Source organism: Neorhizobium petrolearium (assembly GCF_017873175.1).
GTDB lineage: Bacteria > Pseudomonadota > Alphaproteobacteria > Rhizobiales > Rhizobiaceae > Neorhizobium > Neorhizobium petrolearium.
Genome location: NZ_JAGGJW010000011.1, coordinates 154974 through 181198 on the forward strand (window position 1 = coordinate 154974; position 26225 = coordinate 181198).

At 61.7% G+C, this 26225-nt stretch carries 21 protein-coding genes; 12 read left to right on the top strand and 9 right to left on the bottom strand.

All coding sequences use genetic code 11. The features are described 5' to 3' along the window. Position 1: 1 nt before the first annotated feature. Positions 2 to 2329: an NADP-dependent malic enzyme gene (locus J2046_RS21275; RefSeq protein WP_210055346.1), complete on the bottom strand. Its 2328-nt coding sequence runs from the start codon at positions 2327 to 2329 to the stop codon at positions 2 to 4. 233 nt (positions 2330 to 2562) lie between these two features. Here J2046_RS21275 and J2046_RS21280 point away from each other — a divergent pair, with 233 nt between their 5' ends. Both J2046_RS21280 and J2046_RS21285 read left to right on the top strand, forming a co-directional pair. Next, the gene (locus J2046_RS21280) at positions 2563 to 3378 is read left to right on the top strand and encodes a UDP-2,3-diacylglucosamine diphosphatase (protein ID WP_210055348.1); all 816 of its coding nucleotides are present in this window, start codon (positions 2563 to 2565) and stop codon (positions 3376 to 3378) included. A gap of 206 nt (positions 3379 to 3584) precedes the next feature. Continuing rightward, a complete protein-coding gene (locus J2046_RS21285) occupies positions 3585 to 4694 on the top strand; it encodes an MFS transporter (protein WP_411828533.1) in 1110 nt (369 codons plus the stop codon). Here J2046_RS21285 and dgcA read toward each other — a convergent pair. Then, the gene (gene dgcA / locus J2046_RS21290; RefSeq protein ID WP_210055352.1) at positions 4646 to 5629 is read right to left on the bottom strand and encodes an N-acetyl-D-Glu racemase DgcA; all 984 of its coding nucleotides are present in this window, start codon (positions 5627 to 5629) and stop codon (positions 4646 to 4648) included. The genes J2046_RS21285 and dgcA overlap by 49 nt on opposite strands. A gap of 117 nt (positions 5630 to 5746) precedes the next feature. Here dgcA and J2046_RS21295 point away from each other — a divergent pair, with 117 nt between their 5' ends. The 4 genes from J2046_RS21295 to J2046_RS21310 are packed head-to-tail and all read left to right on the top strand — an operon-like array spanning position 5747 to position 9761. Further along, the gene (locus tag J2046_RS21295) at positions 5747 to 6892 is read left to right on the top strand and encodes an ABC transporter permease (RefSeq protein WP_411828534.1); all 1146 of its coding nucleotides are present in this window, start codon (positions 5747 to 5749) and stop codon (positions 6890 to 6892) included. Further along, positions 6892 to 7737 (top strand): ABC transporter ATP-binding protein, encoded by an 846-nt coding sequence (locus J2046_RS21300; protein ID WP_037155328.1) that lies wholly within the window; start codon positions 6892 to 6894, stop codon positions 7735 to 7737. Before J2046_RS21295 ends, J2046_RS21300 begins: the two co-directional genes overlap by 1 nt. Positions 7738 to 7740: 3 nt before the next feature. After that, complete coding sequence (locus tag J2046_RS21305) at positions 7741 to 9111, top strand: MlaD family protein (RefSeq protein WP_210055354.1); 1371 nt, start codon at positions 7741 to 7743, stop codon at positions 9109 to 9111. Between the two features lie 32 nt (positions 9112 to 9143). Beyond that, a complete protein-coding gene (locus J2046_RS21310; RefSeq protein ID WP_210055356.1) occupies positions 9144 to 9761 on the top strand; it encodes an ABC-type transport auxiliary lipoprotein family protein in 618 nt (205 codons plus the stop codon). A gap of 88 nt (positions 9762 to 9849) precedes the next feature. On the opposite strand, the gene J2046_RS21315 is transcribed toward J2046_RS21310, so the two are convergent. After that, entirely contained in the window at positions 9850 to 16278 is a 6429-nt protein-coding gene (locus tag J2046_RS21315; RefSeq protein ID WP_210055358.1) for an apolipoprotein A-IV repeat region-like domain-containing protein, read from the bottom strand. Positions 16279 to 16751: 473 nt separating this feature from the next. Between J2046_RS21315 and J2046_RS21320 the strand changes: the two genes are divergently transcribed. Together J2046_RS21320 and J2046_RS21325 are read left to right on the top strand one after the other, a co-directional pair. Continuing rightward, a complete protein-coding gene (locus tag J2046_RS21320) occupies positions 16752 to 17120 on the top strand; it encodes an Hpt domain-containing protein (protein ID WP_037148405.1) in 369 nt (122 codons plus the stop codon). 135 nt (positions 17121 to 17255) lie between these two features. Next, a complete protein-coding gene (locus J2046_RS21325; protein ID WP_210055360.1) occupies positions 17256 to 17576 on the top strand; it encodes a 2Fe-2S iron-sulfur cluster-binding protein in 321 nt (106 codons plus the stop codon). Between the two features lie 394 nt (positions 17577 to 17970). Here J2046_RS21325 and J2046_RS21330 read toward each other — a convergent pair whose 3' ends face one another. Continuing rightward, complete coding sequence (locus J2046_RS21330; protein ID WP_210055362.1) at positions 17971 to 18591, bottom strand: DUF922 domain-containing Zn-dependent protease; 621 nt, start codon at positions 18589 to 18591, stop codon at positions 17971 to 17973. A 181-nt stretch (positions 18592 to 18772) separates the two neighbouring features. On the opposite strand from J2046_RS21330, the gene folP reads away from it, so the two are divergent. The 3 genes from folP to folK are packed head-to-tail and all read left to right on the top strand — an operon-like array spanning position 18773 to position 20449. Continuing rightward, the gene (gene folP, locus J2046_RS21335) at positions 18773 to 19573 is read left to right on the top strand and encodes a dihydropteroate synthase (protein WP_233470187.1); all 801 of its coding nucleotides are present in this window, start codon (positions 18773 to 18775) and stop codon (positions 19571 to 19573) included. Further along, a complete protein-coding gene (folB, locus tag J2046_RS21340; RefSeq protein ID WP_037146714.1) occupies positions 19573 to 19938 on the top strand; it encodes a dihydroneopterin aldolase in 366 nt (121 codons plus the stop codon). The genes folP and folB overlap by 1 nt, the downstream gene beginning before the upstream one ends. After that, positions 19907 to 20449, top strand: coding sequence for a 2-amino-4-hydroxy-6-hydroxymethyldihydropteridine diphosphokinase (gene folK / locus J2046_RS21345; protein WP_210055365.1), 543 nt, complete (start codon positions 19907 to 19909; stop codon positions 20447 to 20449). Before folB ends, folK begins: the two co-directional genes overlap by 32 nt. An 18-nt stretch (positions 20450 to 20467) precedes the next feature. Here folK and J2046_RS21350 read toward each other — a convergent pair whose 3' ends face one another. From J2046_RS21350 to J2046_RS21365, 4 genes are all read right to left on the bottom strand, one after another. Next, entirely contained in the window at positions 20468 to 21022 is a 555-nt protein-coding gene (locus J2046_RS21350) for a hypothetical protein (RefSeq protein ID WP_210055368.1), read from the bottom strand. A gap of 108 nt (positions 21023 to 21130) precedes the next feature. Next, positions 21131 to 22204: a YcjF family protein gene (locus J2046_RS21355; protein WP_210055369.1), complete on the bottom strand. Its 1074-nt coding sequence runs from the start codon at positions 22202 to 22204 to the stop codon at positions 21131 to 21133. Beyond that, positions 22201 to 23670: a YcjX family GTP-binding protein gene (locus tag J2046_RS21360; protein WP_210055371.1), complete on the bottom strand. Its 1470-nt coding sequence runs from the start codon at positions 23668 to 23670 to the stop codon at positions 22201 to 22203. The genes J2046_RS21355 and J2046_RS21360 overlap by 4 nt, the downstream gene beginning before the upstream one ends. A 71-nt stretch (positions 23671 to 23741) precedes the next feature. Continuing rightward, complete coding sequence (locus J2046_RS21365; protein WP_210055373.1) at positions 23742 to 24251, bottom strand: SixA phosphatase family protein; 510 nt, start codon at positions 24249 to 24251, stop codon at positions 23742 to 23744. 270 nt (positions 24252 to 24521) lie between these two features. Between J2046_RS21365 and dksA the strand changes: the two genes are divergently transcribed. Further along, positions 24522 to 24941 (top strand): RNA polymerase-binding protein DksA, encoded by a 420-nt coding sequence (gene dksA, locus J2046_RS21370; RefSeq protein WP_085424344.1) that lies wholly within the window; start codon positions 24522 to 24524, stop codon positions 24939 to 24941. 83 nt (positions 24942 to 25024) lie between these two features. Here the strand turns inward: dksA and J2046_RS21375 are convergent, their stop codons facing one another. After that, complete coding sequence (locus J2046_RS21375; RefSeq protein ID WP_210055375.1) at positions 25025 to 26056, bottom strand: flagellar biosynthetic protein FliO; 1032 nt, start codon at positions 26054 to 26056, stop codon at positions 25025 to 25027. Between the last annotated feature and the right edge of the window lie 169 nt (positions 26057 to 26225).

Here is a 26225-nt window from a genome sequence, read left to right on the forward strand (position 1 = left end):
TTTAAAGTTGAATATCCAGATTGGGTTGCGATGCTTCCACCACCGCGAGCGCAGCCATGTTCACAACGCCGCGCGAGGTGACCGAGGGCGACAGGATATGCACCGGCATGGCGGCGCCGAGCAGGACCGGGCCGACATGCAGTGCGTCGGTCATGTTCCGCACAACGCCGAGCGAGATGTTCGCCGCGTCGAGGTTCGGGAAGATCAGCAGGTTGGCGTCGCCAGTCAGTGAACTGTTCGGCATAGCGCGCTTGCGCACCGCTTCGGAAAGCGCCGAACCGGCCTGCATTTCGCCGTCCACTTCCAGGCCAGGGGCCTGTTCGCGCACCAGCTTCAGGGCACTGCGCATCTTCTGGGCGCTTTCGGAATCCCGTGAGCCGAAGTTCGAATGGCAGATCAGCGCTGCCTTCGGGACGATGCCGAAGCGGCGGACTTCCTCGGCCGCCAGGATGGTGATCTCGGCGATCTCCTGCGCCGACGGGTTGTAGTTGACGAACGTGTCGGCGAGGAAGAGCGCGCCGCGCTGCGAGATCACGAGGCTGAGCCCCGAGAAGGCGCAGACGCCCGGGCGCCGGCCGATGATCTGCTCGACGTCCTTCAGGTGCCGGTCATAACCGCCCTCGACGCCGCAGATCAGCGCATCGGCTTCGCCGCGTTTCACCGACAATAAACCGATCACCGTATTGTTGGTGCGCACGATGGTGCGGGCGCTTTCCGGGTTGATGCCCTTGCGGCCGACCAGGGCGAAATAATCGTCAACATAATCGCGGTAGCGCGGATCGTCTTCCGGATTGACCACGGCGAAATCGACGTTCGGGCGGATCCGGATGCCGAAACGCTTGAGCCGGGCTTCGATCACCGACGGGCGGCCGATCAGGATCGGTGTCGCCGTCTTTTCCTCCAAGAGCACCTGGGCTGCCCGCAGCACGCGCTCGTCCTCGCCTTCGGCAAAGATGACCCGCTTCCTTTCGGCCGTCTTGGCGGCGTTGAAGATCGGCTTCATCACGAAGCCGGAGCGCCAGACGAAACGGTTGAGCTGGTCGAGATAGGCATCGAAATCATGGATCGGCCTCGACGCGACGCCTGTTTCCGCGGCAGCCTTGGCAACGGCCGGCGCGATGCGCAGGATGAGCCGCGGATCGAAGGGCGAGGGTATCAGGTAATCCGGACCGAAGACCGGCGTATCGCCGGAATAGGCGCGTGCGGCAACGTCGGAGACTTCTTCGCGCGCGAGGGCTGCGATCGCCTTGACCGCCGCCATCTTCATATCCTCGTTGATCGTCCGGGCGCCGCAATCGAGCGCCCCGCGGAAGATATAGGGGAAGCACAGCACGTTGTTGACCTGGTTCGGGAAATCCGAGCGGCCGGTACAGATCATCGCGTCCGGGCGGGCTGCGCGCGCAAGCTGAGGCATGATTTCCGGAGTCGGATTGGCAAGCGCCATGATCAGCGGCTTCGGTGCCATGCGGGCGAGCAGTTCCGGTTTGAGCACGCCCGCGGCGGAAAGCCCGAGAAAGACATCGGCATCGTCGATGCTGTCGGCAAGCAAGCGCTTGTCGCTCTTCTGCGCATAGATCGCCTTCCATTCGTCCATCAGCTCGGTGCGGCCTTCATAGACGAGGCCCTCGATATCGTGGACCCAGATATTCTCCTTCCTTGCACCGAGCGAGACGAGGAGATGCAGACAGGCGAGAGCCGCGGCACCGGCGCCCGACGTGACGATTTTCACGTCGGCGATATTCTTGCCGGCAAGCTCCAGTCCGTTGAGGATCGCGGCGGCGACGATGATCGCTGTGCCGTGCTGGTCGTCATGGAAGACCGGAATGTTCATTTTTTCGCGAAGCCGACGCTCCACCTCGAAACATTCCGGCGCCTTGATGTCTTCGAGGTTGATACCGCCGAAGGTCGGCTCCAGCGCCGAGACGGTCGAGACCATGGCATCGATGCTCGCCGCGTCGATTTCGATGTCGAAGACGTCGATGCCCGCGAATTTCTTGAAGAGAACGGCTTTTCCTTCCATCACCGGCTTCGAGGCGAGCGGTCCGATATTGCCGAGACCGAGTACGGCAGTACCATTGGAGATGACGGCGACAAGATTGGCGCGGGCGGTGTAATCCGCCGCCATATCGGGATTGTCGCGGATCGCAAGGCAGGGTGCCGCCACCCCGGGCGAATAGGCGAGCGCCAGGTCGCGCTGGTTGCCGAGCGGCTTGGTCGCCTGGATTTCCAGTTTGCCGGGGCGGGGATAGCGGTGGAAGAACAGCGCCTGTTCATCGAGATCGCCGCTGGCTGGCATGGCGGACGATTTCGGTTTTTCTTGCGCGTTCATGGTTCCTCCTGGCTTGTCTTGTTCTGTCTTGGCTGGATCGAAAGGAGAGAGTCCTCCTTACATCAATCGACCCGACGGAACAGCAGCTAATTTGCCGTCGTGGCGGAAATCGGAAGGAGAGTTGGAATGACGCTCGGTTACCCGCAGGAGCGGCTTTTCCGTGTTTTGTCATCATCCTGAAACACGAGTCTGGTTTTGGAAATCGCGAGAGGCGGCAGCGAAAGGACGACTTCGTGACCGGTCAAGTGGATACAAGGCATTTCAGAACGCTTTTCATTTCGGACGTGCATCTGGGTTCCAAGGCCGCCCGAACCGATTTTCTCCTCGATTTCCTGCGCTATCATGAAGCTGATACGCTTTTTCTGGTCGGCGATATCGTCGACGGCTGGCGCCTGAAGCGCAACTGGTACTGGCCGCAAGGCTGCAATGACGTCGTGCAGAAGCTCCTGCGCAAGGCGCGAAAGGGCGCCCGTATCGTCTATATTCCCGGCAACCACGATGAGTTCCTGCGTTCGTTTCCGGGAATGCATTTCGGCGGCATCGAAGTGGCCGAACGCGCGATCTACGAAATGGCGGACGGCAAGAAATACCTGATCCTGCACGGCGACGAATTCGACGTGGTCGTGCGCAATGCCCGTCTGCTCGCCTATCTCGGCGATTGGGCCTATGACGCGGCGATCGCCATCAACGTCGTGCTTGCCGCCGTCCGCCGCCGCCTCGGCATGCCTTACTGGTCCTTCTCCGCCTGGGCGAAGCTGCAAGTCAAGCATGCGGTCAACTTCATCGGCGAGTTCCAGCGTGTTGTGGCCGAGGAAGCCCGCCGCAACAATGTCGATGGCGTCATCTGCGGCCATATCCATCACGCGGTGATGGAGGATATCGAGGGCATCCATTACGTCAACACCGGCGACTGGGTGGAAAGCTGCACGGCGATTGCCGAGAACCACGACGGCACGCTCGAAATGATCTCGTGGCAGAGGATCGGCAACACGGCCGAGGTCAAGGCTCTGCCGAAGCCGCAGTCGGTCGAGGATATGCAGGCCGCTTGAGAAGCGGCCGTAGATGGCGGATCGTATCAGACCGCTATTTCTGGCCATAGGCAAGGTCAGGGCGCCTGTGTTAGGTAAGCTGGAAGTTTCAGCAACCTGCCCGTGAAGTCGTGATTCCTCCCCATGCGGCGCCTCCAGCGCCCCGGTTATTCCAACTGCGCTGTGCCCTTGCCTACGGAGCGCCGCTCGGGGTCAATGGCATTATCTTGCCCTATCTGCCCGTCTGGCTCGACGCACTGGCTTTCACTGAGTTCGAAATCGGCATCATATTGGCGATGCAGCTTCTCCTGCGCGTGCTTGCAGCGCCGGTATCGGGGGTTTTCGCAGATCGCCTGAGCGAGCGGACTTTGATTCTTGCCTGGTCCGGCGCGTTGTCGCTGTTGACGGCCCTGGCCATGTTCTTCGTTCGCGACTTCTGGTCGGTCCTTCTGGTCATCGGGATTCAGGCGGCTGTGTTTGCCCCTTATCCGCCGATCGTCGAATCGATCGCAGTGACCGGAGTGCGCCGCTGGGGTTTCCAATACGGATCGATGCGCGTCTGGGGTTCCATCGGTTTCGTGGCCGCGACCCTTCTGGTCGGCGAGTTGCGCGGCTTCTGGGGCGTTCAGGCCATCCCTTCGGCCATGGTGATCGGTTTCCTGCTGACGGTCGCCGTCGCCTTCGCAGCACCCAGGCTCGGGCAGGCGGCAATCCGACCCGGAACAGACAAGGCTCTGCAGCCGAGTTCACTCGGACGATTCGATCTGCATGTATTGATGATCGGCGCGTCGGTGGCTCAGGCCAGCCATGGGATGTTCTATACGTTCGGTACCATCCATTGGCAGCAGATCGGGCTCTCGAGCGGTTCGATCGGCGTGCTGTGGAGCGCGGCGGTTCTTTCCGAGATATTGGTCTTGTTTGCGGCCGGCCGGATTGCGAGACGCCTTTCACCCTGGTCGCTGATGCGAATCGGCTGCGCGGTTGCCGTTGTCCGCTGGACGCTCTTCCCGTTGCCGCTGGGCTTTTGGGGTTATATGGCGCTGCAGGTCGCGCACGCCTTCACCTTCGCTTTCGTGCATATCGGTCTGCAGCACAGGCTGGTGGAAACTGTGCGCGAAGACCAGGAGACTTCGATGCAGGGCGCCTATGTCTTCTATAACGGCGTGTTTCTGGCACTTTCGACGTTACTCTCCGGTATGCTCTACCGGCAGTTCGGATTGACGAGCTACGTTGCAATGTCGGTCCTGGCGCTTGTCGGCCTTGCGATCATCGCGCTCGCGGCGAAGCTTCAGCCCCAGAGACTGGCTTCCGGCGGATACACGAGCGAGCCCTCGTAGCGCAATCCGCCCGGCCGGTCGCGGGCCAAGAGCAGCGGACCGTCGAGATCGGCATAATCGGCATCCTGGGCGAGCAGGACGGCCGGTGCCATGGCAAGCGAGGATCCGACCATGCAGCCGATCATCACCGCAAATCCGAGACGCTGCGCTTCCTCCTTCATGGCAAGGGCTTCCGTCAGACCACCGGTCTTGTCGAGCTTGATGTTGACCGCGTCATAACGGTCGCGAAGGCTTGCCAAATCCTTGGTTGCATGTACGCTTTCGTCGGCGCAGACCGAGACCAGATGACGGATGCCGGTGAGTGCGGCGTCCCTGCCGGCCGGCAGCGGCTGCTCGATCAGCGACACATTGGTTTCGGAGGCGATCGCCATGTGATGGGCGAGGTTGTCTTCCGTCCATCCTTCGTTGGCGTCGACGATGAGACGCGAATCGGGTGCCGCCTCGCGGACGGCGCGCAGGCGGGCTTCGTCATTGTCGGTTCCAAGCTTGATCTTGAGGAGCGGGCGATGGGCATTTTGCCGCGCTTCGGCCGCCATGGCCTCCGGTTCGCCGAGCGAAAGCGTGAAGGCCGTGACGAAGGGCTTGGAATTCGAAGCGCCGATCATATCGGCGACACGCCGGCCGGTCCGCTTGGCTTCGAGGTCCCAGAGGGCGCAATCCACCGCATTGCGGGCAGCCCCCGGCTTCATCCGCGCTTGCAACTCTTCACGCGTCAAACCATCGCGAATCGCCTCCGCGATGGACCGGATGTCGGCAATCACCCCTTCCACGGTTTCGCCATAGCGCTTGTAGGGCACGCATTCTCCACGGCCGGAACGGCCATTTTCATGAATCATGCAGGTGATGACGTCCGCTTCCGTCTTGGAACCGCGCGAGATTGTGAACTTGCCGGCGATCGGGAAGGATTCAGTTGTGGCTTCGAGGTGACGGCTCATGGTTTTACGCTTCCCGTTGTGGCAAATACTTATGAGGTGGCTATATTGCCCGTCGCAAAAAATGCGATCAACTGTATCGTATGAAACCTTTTTTAGCCGCTGTTACGAAAGAAGCCTGTGACGTTTAGGTCTGCCGAAATCAAGGCCGAAGATCTGCCCGGCGGCGACGGTGAACGCTACCTGCTGTCCGGTGACTGGCGCGGCCAGACGATCCTGTCGATGCTGAAGGAGTTCCAGCATCTGGAGCAGGTCCGGAGCCGGGGCAGGGTGGAAATCGACCTTTCCGGTATTGCCGGCATCGACACGGCCGGTGCCTGGCTGATCCGCCGGCTGATGACGGCGAAGGGTGAGCAGGGCAGCGAAGCCGTATTGATCGGCGGTGAAGGGCCAATTCGCGAGCTGATCGGGGTATTGCCGGAAAAGGCGCCGGCACCGCCGTCGGACCAGGGCGACAAGGGCACGCTCTTCGAGCGCCTTTTTGCGCCGACCGGCAAGGCCATGGCGGAACTCGGCAGCGATTTCTACGCGGCGATGCATATTCTCGGCTCCGCGGTCCGCGGCGCGCAGATGAAGCTCGGCCGCGGCGCCGGCGTCTCGCCCGCTTCCGTAGTCACCCATATCGACCGCATGGGCGTGCGCGCCGTGCCGATCATCGTGCTGATGTCGTTTTTGATCGGTGCCATCATCGCGCAGCAGGGCGCTTTCCAGCTCCGCTATTTCGGCGCCGAAATCTTCGTCGTAGACCTCGTCGGCATCCTGCAGCTGCGCGAGATCGGTGTGCTCCTGACAGCAATCATGATCGCCGGCCGCTCCGGAAGCGCGATCACCGCCGAGATCGGCTCGATGAAGATGCGCGAGGAGATCGACGCGCTGACGGTGATCGGCCTCAACCCCGTGGGCGTCTTGATCTTCCCGCGCCTCGTGGCGCTGACGGTCGCGCTGCCGCTCCTGACGATTGTTGCCAACTTCGCCGCGCTTACGGGAGCGGCGGTCGTTGCCTGGGCCTATTCCGGCATCACCTTCGATACCTATCTGTCCCGCCTGCACGAGGCGATCGACCACACGTCCGTCGCATCCGGCATGATCAAGGCCCCTTTCATGGCGCTGTCGATCGGCATCGTTGCGGCCGTCGAGGGCATGAAGGTCGGCGGCAGCGCCGAATCCCTCGGCCAGCACGTCACGACATCCGTCGTAAAGGCAATCTTCGTCGTCATCCTTATGGATGCAGTTTTCGCCATCTTCTATTCCGCGATCGATTTCTGATGGAGAAGGGTTTGGAAGCGGTGAAGCAAGAGGGAGAGGTCAATGCGGATGGCCGGCAGGTCGTGCTTTCGGTGCGAGACGTGACGGTCGGCTTCGGCAGCCAGCTTGTGCTCGATCACCTGAACCTCGACGTTTATCGCGGTGAGATCTTAGGCTTTGTCGGCGCTTCCGGGACGGGAAAGTCGGTGCTGATGCGCACGGTGCTCGGCCTTTTACCGCACCGGTCCGGCACGATCGAAATCCTCGGTGTCGATTACGACAATGCTTCGGAGGAGGAGCGCATGCTGGTCGACATGCGGCTCGGCGTGCTTTTCCAGCACGGTGCTCTGTTCTCGGCACTGACGGTCAAGGAAAACATCCAGCTTCCGATGCGCGAATATCTCGACCTGCCGCAGTCGCTGATGGACGAGCTTGCCTATCTGAAGGTCGAGATGGTCGGCCTGTCGCCGGATGCGGCGGACAAATATCCCTCCGAACTGTCAGGCGGCATGATCAAGCGTGCAGCACTTGCGAGGGCGCTCGCGCTCGATCCGGACCTCGTCTTCCTCGATGAGCCGACATCCGGCCTTGATCCGATCGGTGCGGCCGATTTCGATGCGCTCATCGCCAAGCTGCGCGATACGCTGGGCTTGACCGTCTATATGGTAACACATGACCTGGATAGCCTTTTTTCGGTTTGCGACCGTATTGCCGTGCTTGGCCAGAAACGGGTATTGGTGGAAGGAACACTTGAGGATATGTTTGCCTGTGACGATCCATGGGTTCAGTCCTATTTCCGTGGCAAACGGGCGCGGTCGGTCGTGGCTCACGAAAAGCAGCCGACAGCAGAAGTAGAGAAGACGTAATCCATGGAAACCAGAGCCAATTACGCCCTTGTCGGTTTCTTTACACTTCTGGTGATCGCAGCCGCTTTCGGGTTTGTCTACTGGATGGCCCAATCCGGCCGCGGCGGGCCTACGGCCGAGCTGGCGATTCGCATCCCGGGTTCGGCCAACGGCCTTTCCGTCGGCTCGCCGGTCCGTTTCAACGGCATTCCCGTCGGTTCCGTGCGAGGCCTCACGATAGATCCGGACGATCCGCGCTATTCGATCGCGTTCACGGAAGTCAGGGCCGACGCGCCGGTCTACCAGTCCACCCAGGCGAGGTTGGAAGTGCAGGGCCTGACGGGGGCCGCCTATATCGAGCTGTCCGGCGGTGCAAAGGGCGAGGAGAACATCCTCCAGAAATCGCTGGAGACCGGACGGCCGGCGGTGCTGATTGCCGAACAATCGAGCGTGACGAACCTGCTTGCGACCGCCGACAAGATCCTCCAGCGCGCCGATGAAGCGATCGGCGATATTCAGGGGTTTGCCGCGGATGCACGCGGGCCGCTGACCCAGACCATCCGCAACGTCGAGACCTTCACGTCGTCGCTCGCCCAGAACTCCGACAGCATCGACAAGTTCCTCAACAGCCTTTCGACGCTCTCGGTGACGATCGATAGCGTCTCCGGAACGCTGAATTCGACGCTCGAAGCCGCCGAGAAACTGGTCAGCGCGATCGATGCGGAAAAGATCAACGCCGTCGTTTCCAACACCGAACGCGCCACCCGCAACATCGCCAATGCTTCCGACAATTTCGGAGACCTCGTGACGAATGTGAAGAATGCCGCCGCGAGCTTCGAACAGGCTGGAGTGCAGGCCCAGAACGTCCTCAAGCGGGTCGATACGGTGATGAACTCCGTCGATCCCGATCAGGTCAAGAGGACCATTGCCAACATCACCGCTGCCTCCGAAGATGCCCGGCAGACCGTCAGCTCGGCGCGCAACGTGGTGGACGGCTTCACCGAGCGCCGCGAGGATATCAACCGCGCCATCGGCGACTTCACGGAACTGGCGAGAAAGCTGAACGAGGCCTCCAGCCGCGTAGACGGCATCCTGGCCAAGGTCGATGGCCTCGTTTCCAGCGACGATTCGCAAGGCCTTTTCGTAGAGGCCCGCAGAACGCTCGAGTCCTTCCGCACCGTCGCCGACAACATCAATGCGCGCGTTGGCCCGATAGCAGACAATCTGTCACGTTTCTCGTCGAGCGGTCTGAGGGATATCCAGACGCTCGTGAACGACGCCCGACGCACCGTGCAGTCACTCGACCAGACGATCAGCAATTTCGACCAGAATCCGCAGCGGCTGATCTTCGGCGGCGAGACAGTAAAGCAATATGACGGCAGGACACGGCGGTAAGCGGGACGTTCATGTCGGAGAATGGGGGTTTGATGACCGGTTCGGAGTTCCTGGGACAACGTGCGGACCGCCGTCCGTTTCTGCTCGCGGCGCTGCCGCTCGTGGCCATGCTGGTAACCGGCTGCGGCAGCAAGGCGAACAACGATACGTTCGACCTGTCGATCACGCCTTCCGGGCAGGGTCCGGCCGCCCGCAACCGCCAGATCCTGGTGCCCGAGCCGACGGCGCTGAAATTGCTGAACAGCGAGCAGGTCGTCGTGCGCGTTTCGCCGTCGGAAATCCAGTATCTCGCCGATTCCCGCTGGGGCGACCGCCTGCCGGCTCTCGTTCAATCGAAGCTCGTCGAGGCCTTCGAGAATTCCGGCCGCCTCGGCGGCGTCGGCAAGCCGGGGCAGGGGCTCGCGATCGACTATCAGGTCGTCACCGATATTCGCGCCTTTGAAGTGACAGCGACCAGCCCGCGCGTAGCGAATGTGGAAATCTCGGCAAAGCTTCTCAACGACCGCAACGGTACGGTACGCGCCCAGAGCGTGTTCACGGCAACTGCGCCCGTTTCCGGCCAGGAGAACCGCGATTTCATCGAGGCGCTCGACAGAGCGTTTGCCAAGGTCGGCGCCGAAATCGTCGACTGGTCGCTGAAGTCGATGTGATAGACCGGCGCTTCTGAAATCATCGCGAAAACAGAGAAGGCCGCCTTCAAGGCGGCCTTCTCTGTTTGGCAGGCGATTGACCCTACTCTTAGCTGAAGCGGCCGGCGGCGTGGGCGAGCATCGTGTAGACCTTGCCCGTATCCGAGGTCAGGTAGCTCTGCGTCACCGTCTTGTCGCGGTCGGTGCGGGCGACGTCAGCAAGCAGCTTTTCGAAATCGGCGATGTAGCGATCGACAGCCTTGCGGAATTCCGGCTCGCGCTCGTACTTGTGCTTGATCTCGTCGAAGGTCTGCTGGCCTTTCAGCGTATAGAGGCGACGGGTGAAGACGTCGCGTTCGCCGCGCTGGTAGCGCCGCCACAGATCGACCGATGCGTCATGGTCGATCGCGCGGGCGATATCGACCGAGAGCGAATTCAGCGACTCGACCATATGGCGCGGATTGCGATTGTCGCCGTTGCTGCGTGGCGCGGGAGCCGGATCGGCCGGGCGGGCCGGTTGTGGTTGGCGTGCCGCAGGCGCTTCCTCGAGCTCGTCGCGCGAGGCGCCGCGCAGGAGGTTGCTGATCCAGCCTTCATCACCACGCGATCCCTGCTGTTCAGGCGCACGCGGAGCCGGCGCCGATGCCGGTCGGTCGAGCGGAAGCGTACCGCGCAGCGAGCCGGAGGAATAGGGATCGTTACGGGGTGCGGCGGGAGCCGGCTGCGGACGAGCCGGCGCTGGCTGAGGCTGAGGCGCCGGGGCGGGGCGGGGCGTCGAAGCTTCGGAGACTTCGAAGTTCTGCGTGGAGCGACCAACCAGCGCGGAAATATCCTGAAGAGCCTTGATCTGCTCGGCGACCGCGCGGCGCATGGCCGCGGCACTTTCCTTGGCTTCTTCCGGAAGGTCGAAGGCACCGCGCTTCAGTTCCGAGCGGGTGACGTCGAGTTCGCGGCGGATATCCTGCGCCGAACGCCGGATCTCGTCGGTCGCGCCGGAGAACCGGTTGATCGCTTCCTCGACCGACTCGCGCAGTGTTTCGCGAAGCTGCTCGGCCGCGCTGCCGGACCGGTTCGTGGCATCCGACAACAGCCGTTCGATATCGCCGAGCGACTGCGAGATGCTGCCACGCATCCGCTCCGAAAGATCGCGGGTGCGCTTTTCGGCTTCCGACAGCGTCGCCTCGATGGCACGATTGGCGTCACCGCCGGCATTGGTCAGCGCTTCGCGCATCGCATCCGCAGTGACTTCGGCACGGTGCTGGGTTTCCCCGAGCGTGCGGCCGATATCGGCAAACGAGGTGTGCAGGCTTTCGCGCAGCCGTGAACCTACCTGCAGTGAACGTTCTTCCGCACGTTCAAAAGCGCCGTCGACGAGGCTTGTCAGGCTGCGCATCGTTGCTTCGATTTCCTCGGAGCGCTTGACGAGACCGCCCGCAAGGCTGTTGAGGGCGCTCTGGCGTTCGTCCAGCGTGCTGGTGAGGTTGGACTGGGCGGCGTCCAGGAGATCGGAGGCCTGCGCGAGCACTCTGGAATGCTCGTCGAAGCGGCTGACGATGCCACCCACCTGGTCGAACGTCTGGCTGAAGACCTCCGTCATCCGTTCGATATTGGTCTCCAGCATGCGGGTCGAACCGGAAACGATATCGGCGGCCTGCGTCGCCGATTGCGTGAAACGATTGGCCGTCACGCCAAATTTACGGTCGGCCTCTGCCAGATGCTCCACAACCAGTTCCGTGGTGCTGCCGAGTTCCTGCGTCGCCTGTTGAACCAGTGCGCTGATGCTGGAATTGCTTTCTGCAAGCTTGTCGATGAGGCCGTTTACCGCGACCGACAGGCCCTGTTCGACACGGCGCATGGTGCCGGCGGCATCCTCGGTCCGCTGGCTGATTGCCGCAAGCGTCTCGTTCGTCCGGGCGGCGATGGCATCGATGAGCGCCGAATTTTCGTTGCGGATGCGCGCACTCGTCTCCTCGGCCGTGGACGAGAGACGTTCTGCACCCTGCTGCGCCGCTGCGGTAATCTGCGTGACGGCGGCTCGGCCGGTCTCGGCATATTCCTCGACCATCGGCTTTGCCTTCTCGTCGAGAATGCGAGACAGTTCGGCCGAACGGCTTGCGAGCATGGAATTGAGGTCGCGGGCGCGGGTATCGAGGGCCGAACGGATCGCTTCGCCGCGCGCGGCAAGGGCGCGGTCGACGGCGTCCATGGCAGTATCGAGCTGGCTCGCGGTTTCGGCGAGCGCGCCGCGGATATCGTCGCCCCGGGTGCCGAGCACCTTCTGTGCATCGTCGAGCGCTTCCGAAATCGCTGCCACCTGGCGTTTCACAAGATTGTCGGCCTCCGCCACCTTGCTGACGATCACGCTGCCAGCCTCGGAGAAGGCATGCGCTACGGTCGCCGCCTGGCCGGCAAGCCGGTTCTGCGTTTCCGAAATCCGACCGACGATCTCTGTGGAACGCTCTTCGATCGCCTTGGTGAATTCGTCATTTCGGTTGGCAAGTTCTTGCGTGAATTCGGAGCCGGCGCGGGCGAGCGCTTCCGCCGAGCGGGTGGCCTCGCCGTCCATGCTCTGGGCCGCTGCGCTGACTGCTTCGCGCAGGGTCGAGGCGAGGCCGACGGCCTTGCTTTCGATGGTTTTCGTGACGTTGTCGAGTCCGATCGTCAGCGCCCGGTCGACCGTTCCAAGCCGTTCCTCGATACGGGCCGTACGGTTGTCCATGGTCTCGGTGATCCGGTCCGTTGCTTCGCCCGCTGCACGCTCCAGCTCGGCTGTGCGGCTGCCAAGCGTGGTGGAAAGCTTGGTGCCCGCGTCTTCGACGAGCTGGGTCGCGTTGAGGATCTCACCGCGGATACGGCCTTCGAGACCACCGAACGTGGACTCGATCCGGCTTCCGGTTTCCTCGAGCGCCTGCTGAACATCGCCGACGGTCTCGCGGACACGGTTGGAAAAGGCATCCGCCGACTGTCCGATGCCGCTGGCCGCGTCGGAGAGCTGGGTGGTGAGCGCGCCGACATTGTTGCGCAGCCGTTCTTCGAGCGACTGGCCAGCCGCATCGATGGCGTCCTTGAGCGTGCTCTGCTGGTTCTCGAGCGACATTTCCAGCATGCCGGCACTTGCCGCAATGGATGTGCTGATGGACGTCGCCTGATCGTTCATCAGGCTGCCGATCTGCTCATGTGCCTCGCCGAGCGCGCCGGCGATCATGGCGGTGCGCTCTTCGAGCGTTTCACGCAACTGCTCGTAGCCGGAGCCGAGGGTCGCCTCCATCTGCTGGTGGCCGAGACCGATCGTCGCTGCAATGCGGTCCTGTGTCGAGCCGAGGGCCGTCTCCATGCGTTCCAGGCCGTCGGCCATGCCCGCCTCGAACCGCTGCGTGCCGTCTGCGAGCGTGCTCTCGATGCGGCCGGCGGCCCCGCCGACGGTCTGTTCCAGGCGAGCCCCGCCGCTTTCGAGAATACGCGAGAGCTCGGCAGTCCGGTTCTCCAGAGAAAGGTCGAGATTGAGCTGGTTATCGGCATAGGCGTTGCGAATGGCATCCACCCGGGCAGCGAAGGACTGCTCGATGCGGCTGTCCGCATCGGTGAGCGTGCTCGCAAGCGCGGTGGCCTTTTCGTCCAGCATGCCCGAGAGACGATCTTCGCTGAGTGCAAAGGAAGTGGCGATTTCCATCGACTTGTCGTCGAGAATCTCGGCGAGCTTTTCGCGGTTTGTGTTCAGCGTTTCGTGGATTTCGGACGTACGTCGGCTGAGATTGTCGCCGATCTGCTGTTCGGTCTCGGAAAGCGCGCGGAGGATGGATTCCGATTTTTCATTCAACGCGCCGGTGAGGCGATCCTCGCCGAGCGCGAAGGACGTTGCGATTTCCATCGACTTGTCATCAAGGATTTCCGCGAGCTTTTCGCGGTTTGTATTCAGCGTTTCGTGGATTTCCGACGTCCGCCGGCCGAGATTGTCGCCGATCCGCTGCTCGGTTTCGGAAAGCGCGCGGGCAATGGATTCCGACTTTTCATTCAACATGCCGGTGAGGCGATCCTCGCCGAGCGCGAAGGACGTTGCGATTTCCATCGACTTGTCTTCGAGGATCTCCGCGAGCTTTTCGCGGTTGCTATTCAAGGTCTCATGGATTTCCGACGTACGACGGCCGAGATTGTCGCCGATCCTCTGTTCGGTCTCGGAAAGCGCGTGGACAATGGATTCCGATTTTTCATCCAGCATGCCGGTGAGGCGATCCTCGCCGAGCGCGAAGGACGTTGCGATTTCCATCGATTTGTCTTCGAGGATCTCGGAAATGCGTTCCCGATTGGTATCAAGCGATGCCTGCATGGCAGCGGCATGGCGGCCGAGATCGCCGCTGATGCGCTCTTCGCTTTCCGAGAGTGTCCGGGCGATATGTGCCGACTTCTCGTCGAACATGCCTGCCAGACGCTCCGGCGCATTGGAGATCAGCGTGTCGAGCGCGGTGGTCTTCTGGCTGAGAACCTCGGTCAGATGATCGTGGCTGCTGGAAAGGGCGGTGATGATCGCGCCGGAGCGGACTGCCAGCCCCTGCTCGAACCTCGCCTGGTTTTCCGAGAGCGCATCGAGAAGGTAGTTGCTGCGCTCGGCAAACGTACCGTCGATCGTCTGCTGAACACTCGCAAGCCCTTGCTGAAGCTCGCCGATACGTAATCCAAGCGCATCCTGGATGCCGGCGACGTGGGAGGTCAGTGTGCCGTCGATCGTCTCGTGGACATTCGAAAACGCGTCCTGGATCTCGCCCGTCCGCGACGCAAGCACCGTGTGGATTTCGGCCGTGCGGGAGGCGAGCGTATCCTGGATTTCGCTGCTGCGGGCCGTCAGTGCACCGGAGAGCTCGCGCGCGCGGCTTTCAAGCACGGAATCGAGCACTTCCTGGCCGGTGTCGAGTGTGGTCGCAAGCGCGAGCGACTGGTCGGTCAGCGAGGAGCTGATGCGCTCGATGCTGGAGCTTAAGATGTTCTCGATCGACTCCGAGCCGCTTGCAACGGTCTCGTTTATGCGGGCAAGGCTGTCCATCAGCTTGCTGTCGAGCGTGCCGGCACGCTGATCGAATGCCGACGTGAACTGCGAGATGCTCTCGTCGAACGTCGTGCTGAGCTGGCCGACGGTTGCCTGCAGGCGTTCCTCGAAGAAGCCGGAACGCATGTCGAGGTCCATGACGACGTCGTCAACCGTGCTCTGCAAGCTCTGGCGGAAGAAGGAGCCTCTTTCATCGAGCGAGCTGTTGAGGGTGGCGAGGATGCCGTCGAGGGAGCCGGTGAGCGTCCTTTCGCTGTCTGTGAGGCCTTCCGTGATTTCGCGTGTGCGGGCGAGCAGGGTTTCGTTGAGCTGTCGGGTGCGGTCGGCAAGCGCCGCGTTCAGCTTTTCAGTATTGGCGTCGAGCGTCGAGGCGCGGGTTTCGAATTCGTTCAGCAGCGCCTGGCCGCGTTGCGAAAGCACCGAGGTGATCTCTTCCATCCGCTCGTCGAATTCGTGGGCGAGCGCGAAGCCGGAGGAGTTCAGGGTCTGAAGCAGGCTTTCCGCCTTGTTGGTGAGCAACGTGCCCAGCGCCTCGCCGGCTGCGTCGGATTTCTCCATCAGTGCGGCGGCACGGGTATCGATCATCGAAGCGAATGCTTCGCCGGATGTTGCCAGGCGGACCGAAATCTCTTCGGTCGCCAGCGACAGCTCTTCCTTGAGCTGGTCATGGGCGCCGACGATCGAGGAGCGGATGCGTTCCGCGTGATTGACGATTGCGTCGCGCTCGGCGCCGAGTTCGTGCACGAGCCCTCTGACGCGCAACTCATTGTCGGTGAAGCTGCGCTCCAGCGCATTGACTTCCGAATGCACGAGGGTTTCGAGCTCGGTGGCGCGTGCGATGGTGCGCTCGATGCCTTCATTCATCGCCGAGACTTCGCGGCGCACGGCCTGTCCGACGCTCATGATCCGCTCGGAGGCGATCGTCTCCGGCTCCGACAAGCGAAGCGCCACTTCGGCCATGGAGCGGGCAGCGTTCCTGAGGTCTTGCGCGCGCGCCATCATGATGGCGAAGGCGAAGAACAGCATGATCGGCACAAGGATGCCGACCACGAGCGCGACGAGGCCCGGCGCAGCAAGCACGCCGGCGACGGAAGTGATTTCCCACAGTTGGCTGCCATAAATGAGCTGGCCAAGCCCGATTCCGGCGATCGCCCAGAGAATCGAGATGATCACTGCATTGCGGATGGCCGAACGCATGGCGCCGCCTTCCAGGGTCCTGAGAAGGGCCGTCGTGCTGCGCCTGCCGGCGTCATTGGCAGGCTGGAGGGCCGGAGACTTGGCAACAGTCTCGGAAGCCGGCGATCTGTAGGATTCGGCGGCGTCCTCCTGGTTTTGCGAGGGAGCCGGACGCTGCTTGGATGTATCTGACACGCGGGCCTCCGAGGCATGGAGCGCTGGTTTGGGGCGCGGCGGCTCATCGTCGAAATTGATCTTCAGAGCATCTTCCAACGCCTGGAACGCCGTCTCGTCGATCGATTCGCTGCTGGTTTTCTTCGCCATGCGGTTACGCCTCGTTACATACTCGCCCGGCCATCCCATCCGACGCTCTGCCGCCCGCAGACCGAAAGACGGAACACTGCCTGCCGGAAACCCAACTCCTTCATGGAGCCTGCTTCCTATTCACTTTCAGGTCGGACGGCCGTTCTTTCAAACGGATGATAACGAAAGCTTACCAACCTGACATCTGCGGCAAAAGGAGAATATTCCTCGCCACCTTAGTCGTACTGTAGTGGCACATCCGGCCATCTGGCACAATTAAAACGCCTGCCTGAGGCCGGTGGCTCGAATTGTTGTTAACAGAATTTAAACCATGGAAAGATGCAAAAGTCCTAAAATCCCGGGAGCTTAGCAGAAATTAACCATATGGGAAGATTTCAGCCCCGATTGTGCCGGAATTTAACGGGATAGCGGCATGTGACCCGCACAATTCGGGACACTTTTAGAATAACAATAGGGAAAACAGGTCCATGGCAATGGCAGCCGTCAGTATCGCGTTCGAAGCGCCGGAAAATCATAGGGGCGCGTGCCCCTCGCACTCCCGTCCGATTGATCTCGTTCATCTCGCGCACCAGACCATGGGCGACAAGGCGCTCGAAATCGAAGTGCTGCAGATGTTCGCGCGTCAGGCGCGGCGTGCGCTGCAGGATATGACTGGCGCCGATGCTGCGACGACCGCGGCTGTCGCCCATCGCCTGAAGGGGGCCGCCAGCGCGGTCGGTGCTTTCCAGGTTTCAGCAGCAGCCGAGAAACTCGAAAACAAGAGCGCGGACGCCGCTTTGAAGGCTGCTGTCGACGCAGCCGTCATTGAAGTGGAAAACTTCATCAATAAGCTCTGCCGCTAGAGGCATTAATTTTTGGCTCAGGGCGCCCATGGGACAGCCTGCGGCGCCCGAAAATGTTGACTGAGCCGGGGTTTTATTGGAAGACAGCGCGCTTAAATAAGCCGTAACCCTTCAACATCCCGGATTTCCAACATCATGACGAAACTGACCATCGTTGCCTTCGACGGAACGCGCTTCGATATCGACGCCGAACCCGGCTCCACAGTCATGGAGAATGCGGTTCGCAATTCCGTTCCCGGCATCGAGGCGGAATGCGGCGGCGCCTGCGCCTGTGCTACCTGTCATGTCTATGTGGACGAGGCCTGGACCGAAAAGGTGGGACCGCCTGCACCGATGGAGGAAGACATGCTCGACTTTGCCTTCGAGGTGAGGCCGAATTCCCGGCTTTCCTGTCAGATCAAGGTGAAGCCCGAGCTCGACGGGCTGGTCGTCAACGTGCCTGAGCGGCAGGCCTGACTTTCTCGTTTTCACGAAAGAAGCGCAAAAAGAAGCCTCGCTGCGCAAAACTGCAAGCGAGGCGAGGCGGGCGCATCACCAACAGGCGAGGGAGGAGACACCTGTGGCTGAAGACGCGCCAGGAGAACCTAAAAAGCGCGGAAAACGATACTCACGGATGCCGAGGGGGCTGTGCAACGTATCGCCGCCCGATCGGAACGCACACTGATCTCGTTGCTATCTACCTCGTTTGCTTCGCCTTTTGACGAATCGCCGGCAGATCAGCTCATGTCTTGTCTATATATGAGATTCGTATTTTAGGCTATCGCGATAAATCATCCGTCATTGGCCGGATGAGGCGCAAGCTTCACGAAAGCTTCGCAGCGCTTGAGTTGGCGATTTCAAGGAACACGGCTTACTTGCCTCTGCGTTTCAGGTTGTACTGCAGAAGCCGCATCAGGCGCGCATCGAAATTCGCCGCCTCGACCCGATCGAAGCGCAACTGTTCCCGGTCATGGGATTCGAGAAGCCGGCTCGTGATCTCCGCCACCTGTTTCTCCAGCACGTCACAACTCCGATTCGGACGAAGGGCGAGCAGCTCCCGTTCCAACTGGTAGGCATGGTTGCGGGCGATCTCCGCATGGCGCTCCTCGTGCCGCTTGATATCCGTCGAGAGCGTGTCCCAGATGAAACCAAGGTCCGCTGTGGCGTGTCTGCGATTGCTCCAGCGTGGCAGGACGATGCGGGTGCGCAACGTCACTCGCGCGCCGCTGATCTCGCAGCGGCCGCCCTTTTCCATATAGGTGACGTCGCCGCCGAATTTGATCTCCGTCGCCCCCGGGTGGCGGTGTCCGGTCGTGCGCGTGACGGGGCCTCGCTTCTCGAGTTCCTTGTCGAGATCTTCCGCCGTGCGTCCGCCGATCCGGAAATAGGAATAGGTCTTGGTGATGGCTGGCTGGGCCGAAGCCACCGCCGGGATCACGCAGAGGAAAAGAATTGCACCGGAAAGCCGGCGGACCCTGCGCATTAAAAACATTCTCTGGCCTGCGAAGTTGAACTTCAACCAAGCTTGGGGCATAGCCAATGGGAGCGCAACACAAAGGCATGAAATTTTGCGTTACCTCTCGACAGATGGACAGCCGGTGACATCGCGGCGCAACAGGTCATGGCACGTTGGGCGGGGCCGGACCCTCGAGCTTGGCCCGACGGGCCATATCATGGCGATCATCAACGTCACGCCGGATTCCTTTTCCGATGGCGGACGCTACGGAACCGTCGATGCTGCGGTGGCTCACGCACTCGCCTGTGTCCGCGACGGCGCCGCAATTCTCGACATCGGCGGCGAATCGACGCGGCCCGGCGCGGCGGAAGTAATGGCCGCAGAAGAGCAGGGCCGTATCCTGCCGGTCATCGAGAGGCTTGCGGCAGAGACCGACGCGCTGATCTCGATTGACACCTATCGTACCGAGACGGCGAGGCTCGCCATGGCGGCAGGCGCCCACATCATCAACGACGTGCACGGCCTGCAGCGCGAGCCGGAGATCGCAACGGTCGCCGCGGCGACGGGAGCCGGCATCTGCATCATGCATACCGGCCGGGGCCGCGAACAGGAAAAGCGGGCAGACCGCATCGCGGACCAGGAATTCTTTCTCACAAAATCGCTTGAGATCGCCCGTGCCGCCGGCATTCCCGAAGAGGCGATCGTACTCGATCCGGGCTTCGGTTTCGCCAAGAACCGCGACGACGACATGGAGCTGATGGCGCGCTTCGCCGAGCTGCACCGGCTTGGCTTTCCACTGCTTGTCGGTACATCGCGAAAGCGTTTCATCGGTGCGGGGACAGGCCGCGACAAGCCGGAGGAACGCGATGTCGCGACCGCAGCGACCACTGCCATCCTGCGGCTTGCGGGAGCGGCGATCTTCCGCGTCCACAATGTCGCCGCCAACCGCGATGCGCTGGCGATGGCCGACGCCGTGCTGGCTGCCGCCTGGGCCCATGAGGAAAAAGGAAATACCTGATGGGCACCTATACGATCACGCTGAAAAACTGCGGCTTTTATGCCCGGCATGGCGCATTTGAGCAGGAAGCCACGCTCGGCCAGCGCTTCTTCGTCGACGTCGTCATGCATGTGGCAGCGGACGAGGCGCTCGAAAACGATGATGTCGAGAGTACGGTCCACTACGGCATCGCCTATGAGATTGTCGAAAAAGTCGTAACGCAGAACCGCCGCAACCTGATCGAGGCGCTCGCCAGAGATATCGCCGTGGCGCTCTGCGCCTGGTCTCCGCAGATCAAGCGTGCCGATATCACCGTTCGCAAGCCGAGCGTGCCGATCCCGGGTATCCTGGATTATGCGGAGGTGCGAGTTGAGCACGTCGCCTGAAAAGTCCTTCGAGATCGCCGCATTGGGTATCGGCGGCAATATCGGCGATCCCCCGGCCGCCATGGCCGAAGCCCTGCGGCAACTCGATCGGCGCGACGATTGCCGCGTCCTCGCCGTTTCGAAACTTTATTCGACTCCGCCCTGGGGAAAGACGGATCAGGCGGATTTCTTCAACTGCTGTGCGCTGGTGGAAACGTCGCTGGATCCCGAGGAGCTTCTCGATGTCTGCCTGTCGATCGAACGGGGCATGAAGAGAGTGCGACTGGAGCGCTGGGGGCCGCGTACCATCGACATGGACATCCTCACCTACGGGACGCGTAAGCAGAAGACCGAGAAACTGGAATTGCCGCACCCACGCATGACCGAGCGGGGCTTTGTGATGATGCCGCTTGCAGATATCGCACCGGACCTTCTGGTGAAGGGACGGAAAGTGGGCGAGTGGCTCCGGGAAACGGATACCGCCGGCATCAAGATCGTTGATGCCGGCCAGGATTGGTGGCTGGGCGCGTAATCGCCGCGGACCCGGTCTTTACTGGTTGATCGAACCGACGGCGATCGAATCGAGGTCTCGGTCGAGGCTGAGCCCGATGACCGGGATCATCTGGTCTTCGACCTTGACCGAAATCGTGATGTTCATCTTGTTCTCGCCACGCAGACTGGCCACCATGGCGCCGTTGAGCTTGGCGCGGTTGATGCCCATCACGACCTTGTCGCCATTGACCGACCCGGAGATGATGTCGAGACCCTTGCCTTCCGCACCGTCCAGGAACTTGCCGGTATAACCGCGACCGCTCTGGGTGATAACCGCCGACATAGGTTGCTGGAAGACGCCGACCCGGCAGGTGCCATCGAGTTTGATGCCGACATCGCCGTCCGGAGTCGGCGCACCGGTCAGGCTGCAACTGAATTTGGTGCCCTTGTATTTGCCGGCAACGATTTCGCCCGGGCCTTTCCAGGCACCGGCGACCGACTGGAAGAAAACCTTGTCGCGAGGAGCGGCTTCCGCTTGCGGAGCCATGGCCGACGTGGCCGCAACAGTCAGAACGGCAAGCCCGCCGATAAGCGAAAGGAGGCGCGGATACATGATACTTTCCCCGACAAGCAGCGACGTTAAGTGCTTCGTAATTTAGGCGGGAATGGTTAATGAGTGGTATCCGTAGCCGGATTGCAGCGACCCTCGATCGGCCTATTCTCAGTCTTTCCGGCTGCCGACCGCTGCAATATCCGAGATGAAATCGCCGATCCCCGGGCGCTTTACTGCCTTGAAAGGAAGTGGCCGGCAGAGGTCCATGGCGGCGATACCGATTCGAGCGGTGAGCAGCCCGTTGATGACCCCTTCACCGAGCCTCTTCGACAGTTTCGAAGCAAGCCCATGGCCGAGCACCTGCTGGGCGAGGCCGTCGCCGACGGCGATGGAGCCCGTGACGGCGAGATGCGCGATCACGTCCCGCATCAGCCTCATGAGGCCGAGAGTACCCGGCCGGCCGCCATAAAGTTCCGCCATGGCGCGGATAAGCCTTGTGACTTCGAATAGCACATAGGCAAGGTCGACGATCGCGCGGGGGCTGACGGCGGTGACGATCGAAACGCGTTTGGATGAGCCGAGGATCAATGCGCGGGCCTTGCGGTCGAGAGGAGCCAGGAGTTCCCGTTCGGCCAGTTCCAGAAGCTGCGGGCCGTCAATAATATCGTCTTTCGTGGCATCGAGCGTGGCCCGGCCCCTGGCGGTCTCGGCGCGATGGCTGAGGATTTTCGCAAGCCTCGAGACAACGGAGCGTGCCGCTGCCGGACGAGGGGAAAGGATCGCTTCCTCGGCTTCCGTCTTCAACGTCTGGACGGCGGAAAGCCGCATCATGCCGAAGATTTCACGACCGATGATCACCGCCACGGCGAGAAGCCCGACCCCGAGCGCGATCAGTGCCGCATAGCCGAGCCAGTCGGCGCGCGAGAAGAGGTCGCGGATCACCCGGTCGGCCCACAGTCCGAAGGCAAGCGACAGGAAGGTGCCGAAGGCGGCGAGCGCCAGATTGACGAAGGAGAATTTCTTGCGCGCCCGCGGCTCGGCAACAGGGATCGCTTCCGGGGCGAGCTCGGCCGGTGTCACGAAAGGGTCCTGCTCATCAGGGGTGACGACGACCTCGCCCTCAAAACTGCGCGGGCTGCGACGGACCGGGGGGGCTGCCTCGCCGCGAGACATCGCTTCTTCTTCCACCGCGAAGGAGGCGGGTCGGCGCTTGCCGTTCTGAGGTGTCTCGGGCGGTTTCATGCGAGGCGGTCTCCGAACAGGAACTGCATGGCGCGGTCGAGCCGGATATGCGGCACCGAAAGTTTCAGGCCGCCGTTCGACTCTTCCAGCGCCGGCGGGCGGAAGCGAACGACGTTGATTTCCGGAAGTTCCGCGGTCGGTGTATCGAGATTTTGAAATAATGCTTCAGGATTATCAGGTAAGTCACCGGGAAATATCGCAGTTTTCTTATTTCCGTCGAAACGTTCACCATTGATTGTCTCACCCGCCATCGGCGTACCGACGATGACTGGCAGGATGTGATTGTCCTCCTTGACAGTCGCCTCGCGGGTAGCGCGGACGGAAGCGATCGCCATCACCTCGATGCCCGCGCCTGCCATGCCGATTCGCTGGATCGCGCGATCGACCAGACGGCCGGTGAGCCTTTCCAGCCGGTCATGGCTTTCGTGATGCAGGTGGTCCGCCTTGGTGGCGGCGACCAGAACCTTGTCGATCCTCCGGCCGATGAGCGACGAGAAGAAGCTGTTGCTGCCGGGGCGGAAACAGGCGAGCACGTCGGTCAGCGCGCGCTCCAGATCCTGCACGGCTTCCGGGCCGCGGTTGATCGCCTGAAGAGCGTCGATCAGCACGATCTGCCGGTCGAGCCGAGCGAAATGCTCGCGGAAAAAGGGTTTGACGACCACGTTTTTATATGCGTCGTAGCGGCGCTCCATCATGGCCCGCAGCGAACCCTTGGAGGCTTTTGTCTCCGAAACGTTCGGCAGCGGCGCGAAGGTGAGCGCGGGCGAACCTTCCAGATCGCCGGGCATCAGAAAGCGTCCGGGCGGCAAGGTCGACAGCGAGCGCTCATCCGCCTTGCATGCTCTCAGATAAGCTGCAAAAGCCTCCGAAAGGCGCCGCGCCGTCATCTCGTCCGCCGGCGCATCCATGTCGATGCTCGACGCCAGCGCCAGCCACTCGCGCGACAATTCCTTGCGGATTCCGGTTTCGGCGAGCGTTACGGTGTTCTCGCTGAACGCACGAAAATCCTGGGTGAGAAGCGGAAGGTCGAGCAGCCATTCTCCGGGATAATCGACGATGTCGATCGAAAGCCGGCCGCGCGAGAACATCCGGCTCCAGCTGCTGGCGCTCTGATAGTCGAGCGTGATGCGCAGTTCTGAAATGGCGCGGGTCGAATCCGGCCAGATGCGGTCGCGCACCAGCGCCTGGATATGGTCCTCATACTGAAAGCGCGGGATGGCGTCGTCGGGTTGCGGTTCTAGCCGCACGTCAGACACGCGCCCGGAGCGCACGGCTTCGAAAAGCGGCAGACGGCCGCCGTTCAGAAGATTGTGGACGAGCGATGAGATGAACACCGTTTTGCCGGCTCGCGACAGGCCGGTGACGCCAAGCCGGATGGCGGGATGCATGAGGCCAGAGGCCCGATCGGTGATATTGTCGAGCGCGATGCGCGCATCGTCGGTGAAGCTGGTAAGCGAAGGCGGCAAGGCGTCGTTCCGGGTTCAAGGTTCCAGCTATATAGGAAGCGGAGACGATGCCGCAAAGGCGGCAGCACGTCTCAGGCCGTCAGGAAGTCGATCAGCACCCAGGCCGCGCCGGAACCCGCAACAATCCCTCGATAATCGAGCACGGCCAGACCGGCAGGCGGATAGCCGCCCGGAATGGCGGCGACCATCTGGTCGGCACCAATCAACGCTTCCAGCACCTCTTCCATGGTCGGGTTATGGCCGATCAGCATCACCGAGGCGCTTTCCTTCTGGCCCTCGATAACGGCCATATAGGTGCCGAGCGAGCCGTTGTAGAGCTCGTCGATATAGATCGGTTCGATCTCCTCGTCGGTCGCGCGTCGCACGGCTTCCGCCGTTTGACGGCAGCGGACGGCGGTCGAGCTGATCACGATATCGGGCCTGTAGTTCCTGTCGGCCGCTTTGTCGGCGACGACCTCGGCCTCGGCAAAGCCCTGATTGTCGAGCGCCCGGTCGAAATCATGCTGTCCCGGCTCCGCCCAGCCGGACTTGGCGTGGCGCAGGAGATAGATGCGGGAAGGAGGAGGAGTGATCGTCGTCATGCCCGGCGCCGAAACCAAAGAAATTCACTGGATGGGTAGCCTTTCGACGGGATACTCGTCAACTGCCCGAAATGTTTCGCTGGAACCGACACGAGCCGGCAAGGTCAAGCATAAGAATACTGGCTGCAGTCAATAAAGCTTAAAAAATAGCCATTTAGCTGAATTTTATGACGGTTTTAAAAATATCTTAATGCTTGGCGGAAGGCTTGAACCGGCATAGGCGAATAGGATATAGAGGCGCCGCATGAGATGTTCTTCAGGAGAATCGCGTTGAGTGAGAAGATCGATCTTAGCAATTATGTGCTCTCGGAAGACGACGAGTTCATGAATGCAAATCAAAAAGCGTATTTCCGGGCAAAGTTGATTGCTTGGAAAAATGACATCCTGAGAGAAGCGCGCGAAACGCTGGATCATCTGGCAGAAGAAAGCGCAAATCATCCCGATCTCGCCGATCGGGCCTCCTCCGAAACCGACAGAGCCATCGAACTCCGCGCCCGCGACCGCCAGCGCAAGCTGATTGCCAAGATTGACGCCGCCCTCCAGCGTATCGAAGACGGCACCTACGGCTATTGCGAAGAGACCGGTGAGCCGATCGGGCTCAAGCGTCTTGACGCCCGACCGATTGCGACGCTGTCGATTGAAGCGCAGGAACGGCACGAACGCCGCGAGAAGGTCTACCGGGACGAATAGTTTCACGATTTCGCCGAAACGCAATTTGAGGGCACGGTTCTCCGTGCCTTTTTTATTGGCGAGAAATCATAGGAGACCGTCGCTCATTTGTCGCGGTTGACGGACATCTCGCCGAAGATGCGGGCGACCTCCGTCTGCAGGGACGGCTCGGGCGTGGCGCCGGTGACCCGTGGTGCTGATGGATTGCGCGGCAGCGCCGGAACGGGTGGCTGCCCCAGCGCCGCAGCCTCGCGGGCGGCCAGATTGTTGGCCATCTCCTGTTCGAGGATGCGTTCGAAATCGCTGCCGAGCTGTTTCGGTTTCTCGGCTGCTGGCTGGAGCACGGAGGGAACCGCCGCAGGATTGGCGGGCACGACGCGCGGCTCGGGGACGTCCTGCAGGACCCGTTCTCTGGCGGCATCAAGCACATTGGCGGCAATGTCGAGCGAATGAGCGGACGTGGTGGCGGTCGCCACTGCTCCGATCGGCCGCAAGGGCTCGGGTTTCACGTCAACTGCCTGCCGGACAGGCAGTTCGACCTTCGGTGCGACCCCATGTTCGGGAGGCGTGGCAGGGAGGGGCGGTGCGGGCCGCTGGGGCGTTGTATTCATCTGCCCCGATCCGGTGGCGAGCGGCATGACGGCTGGTGCCGGACGCGTCGTGTCGCGGGAAACGGAGCGTTCCCTTGCCGGCTCCGCGCGAGATTCCGGAGGCACCGGACGCTGGGCGGGAGCAGTTCGCGGCTCGGCAGCCGGCAAAGCGGAGAAGGGAACTGTCATATCCGAAGGATCTAAAGGCGTGGGACGGCTTGCTGCGGACGCCGATGCCGCATTCATGCCGGCGGCCCCTGTCGAAATCCCGCTCTCGATGACAATATCCGTCGGCCCACCGATCATCACCAGGTGTTCGACATTGTCTCGGCGGACGAGGACGAGGCGCCTGCGTGCGTCAACGGCGGCGGCATCCAGTACCTGCAGCCGCGGCTGGCGGTTCTTCCCGCCGCGCACGAAGGGCGAGGGGCCATTGCGGCCGCGGATCATCCACAGTGCGACAACGAGCAGAAGAAGCGCAATGCCCACACCGAGGACTGCGATCACGAGGCGGCTACCGTAGGCGCTCAACAGATCTTCCAACATTTTTTGCCACTCCTCATATGAACGCTGCCGTAAAAGACGACTTTTTTTATGCCGAGGCAAGCCGTCCGCTGTCATTGTCCCATCCCGGAAAAGCGGGATGAAATGGTAAAGATAGGTCGCACCTGCGAACTGTCCCGGGTTTTGTGGCCTTGCGGAGCTTTTTGCTTCA

Bases quoted from the DNA above. Each gene is read 5' to 3' on its own strand.
- J2046_RS21330 (WP_210055362.1), bottom strand. From the start codon at position 18,591: ATGTTTTTAATGCGCAGGGTCCGCCGGCTTTCCGGTGCAATTCTTTTC.
- J2046_RS21325 (WP_210055360.1), top strand. From the start codon at position 17,256: ATGACGAAACTGACCATCGTTGCCTTCGACGGAACGCGCTTCGATATC.
- folK (WP_210055365.1), top strand. From the start codon at position 19,907: ATGCGGAGGTGCGAGTTGAGCACGTCGCCTGAAAAGTCCTTCGAGATC.
- folB (WP_037146714.1), top strand. From the start codon at position 19,573: ATGGGCACCTATACGATCACGCTGAAAAACTGCGGCTTTTATGCCCGG.
- J2046_RS21350 (WP_210055368.1), bottom strand. From the start codon at position 21,022: ATGTATCCGCGCCTCCTTTCGCTTATCGGCGGGCTTGCCGTTCTGACT.
- folP (WP_233470187.1), top strand. From the start codon at position 18,773: ATGGCGATCATCAACGTCACGCCGGATTCCTTTTCCGATGGCGGACGC.
- J2046_RS21275 (WP_210055346.1), bottom strand. From the start codon at position 2,329: ATGAACGCGCAAGAAAAACCGAAATCGTCCGCCATGCCAGCCAGCGGC.
- dgcA (WP_210055352.1), bottom strand. From the start codon at position 5,629: ATGAGCCGTCACCTCGAAGCCACAACTGAATCCTTCCCGATCGCCGGC.
- J2046_RS21320 (WP_037148405.1), top strand. From the start codon at position 16,752: ATGGCAGCCGTCAGTATCGCGTTCGAAGCGCCGGAAAATCATAGGGGC.
- J2046_RS21365 (WP_210055373.1), bottom strand. From the start codon at position 24,251: ATGACGACGATCACTCCTCCTCCTTCCCGCATCTATCTCCTGCGCCAC.
- J2046_RS21355 (WP_210055369.1), bottom strand. From the start codon at position 22,204: ATGAAACCGCCCGAGACACCTCAGAACGGCAAGCGCCGACCCGCCTCC.
- J2046_RS21300 (WP_037155328.1), top strand. From the start codon at position 6,892: ATGGAGAAGGGTTTGGAAGCGGTGAAGCAAGAGGGAGAGGTCAATGCG.
- J2046_RS21375 (WP_210055375.1), bottom strand. From the start codon at position 26,056: ATGTTGGAAGATCTGTTGAGCGCCTACGGTAGCCGCCTCGTGATCGCA.
- J2046_RS21315 (WP_210055358.1), bottom strand. From the start codon at position 16,278: ATGGCGAAGAAAACCAGCAGCGAATCGATCGACGAGACGGCGTTCCAG.
- J2046_RS21305 (WP_210055354.1), top strand. From the start codon at position 7,741: ATGGAAACCAGAGCCAATTACGCCCTTGTCGGTTTCTTTACACTTCTG.
- J2046_RS21310 (WP_210055356.1), top strand. From the start codon at position 9,144: ATGACCGGTTCGGAGTTCCTGGGACAACGTGCGGACCGCCGTCCGTTT.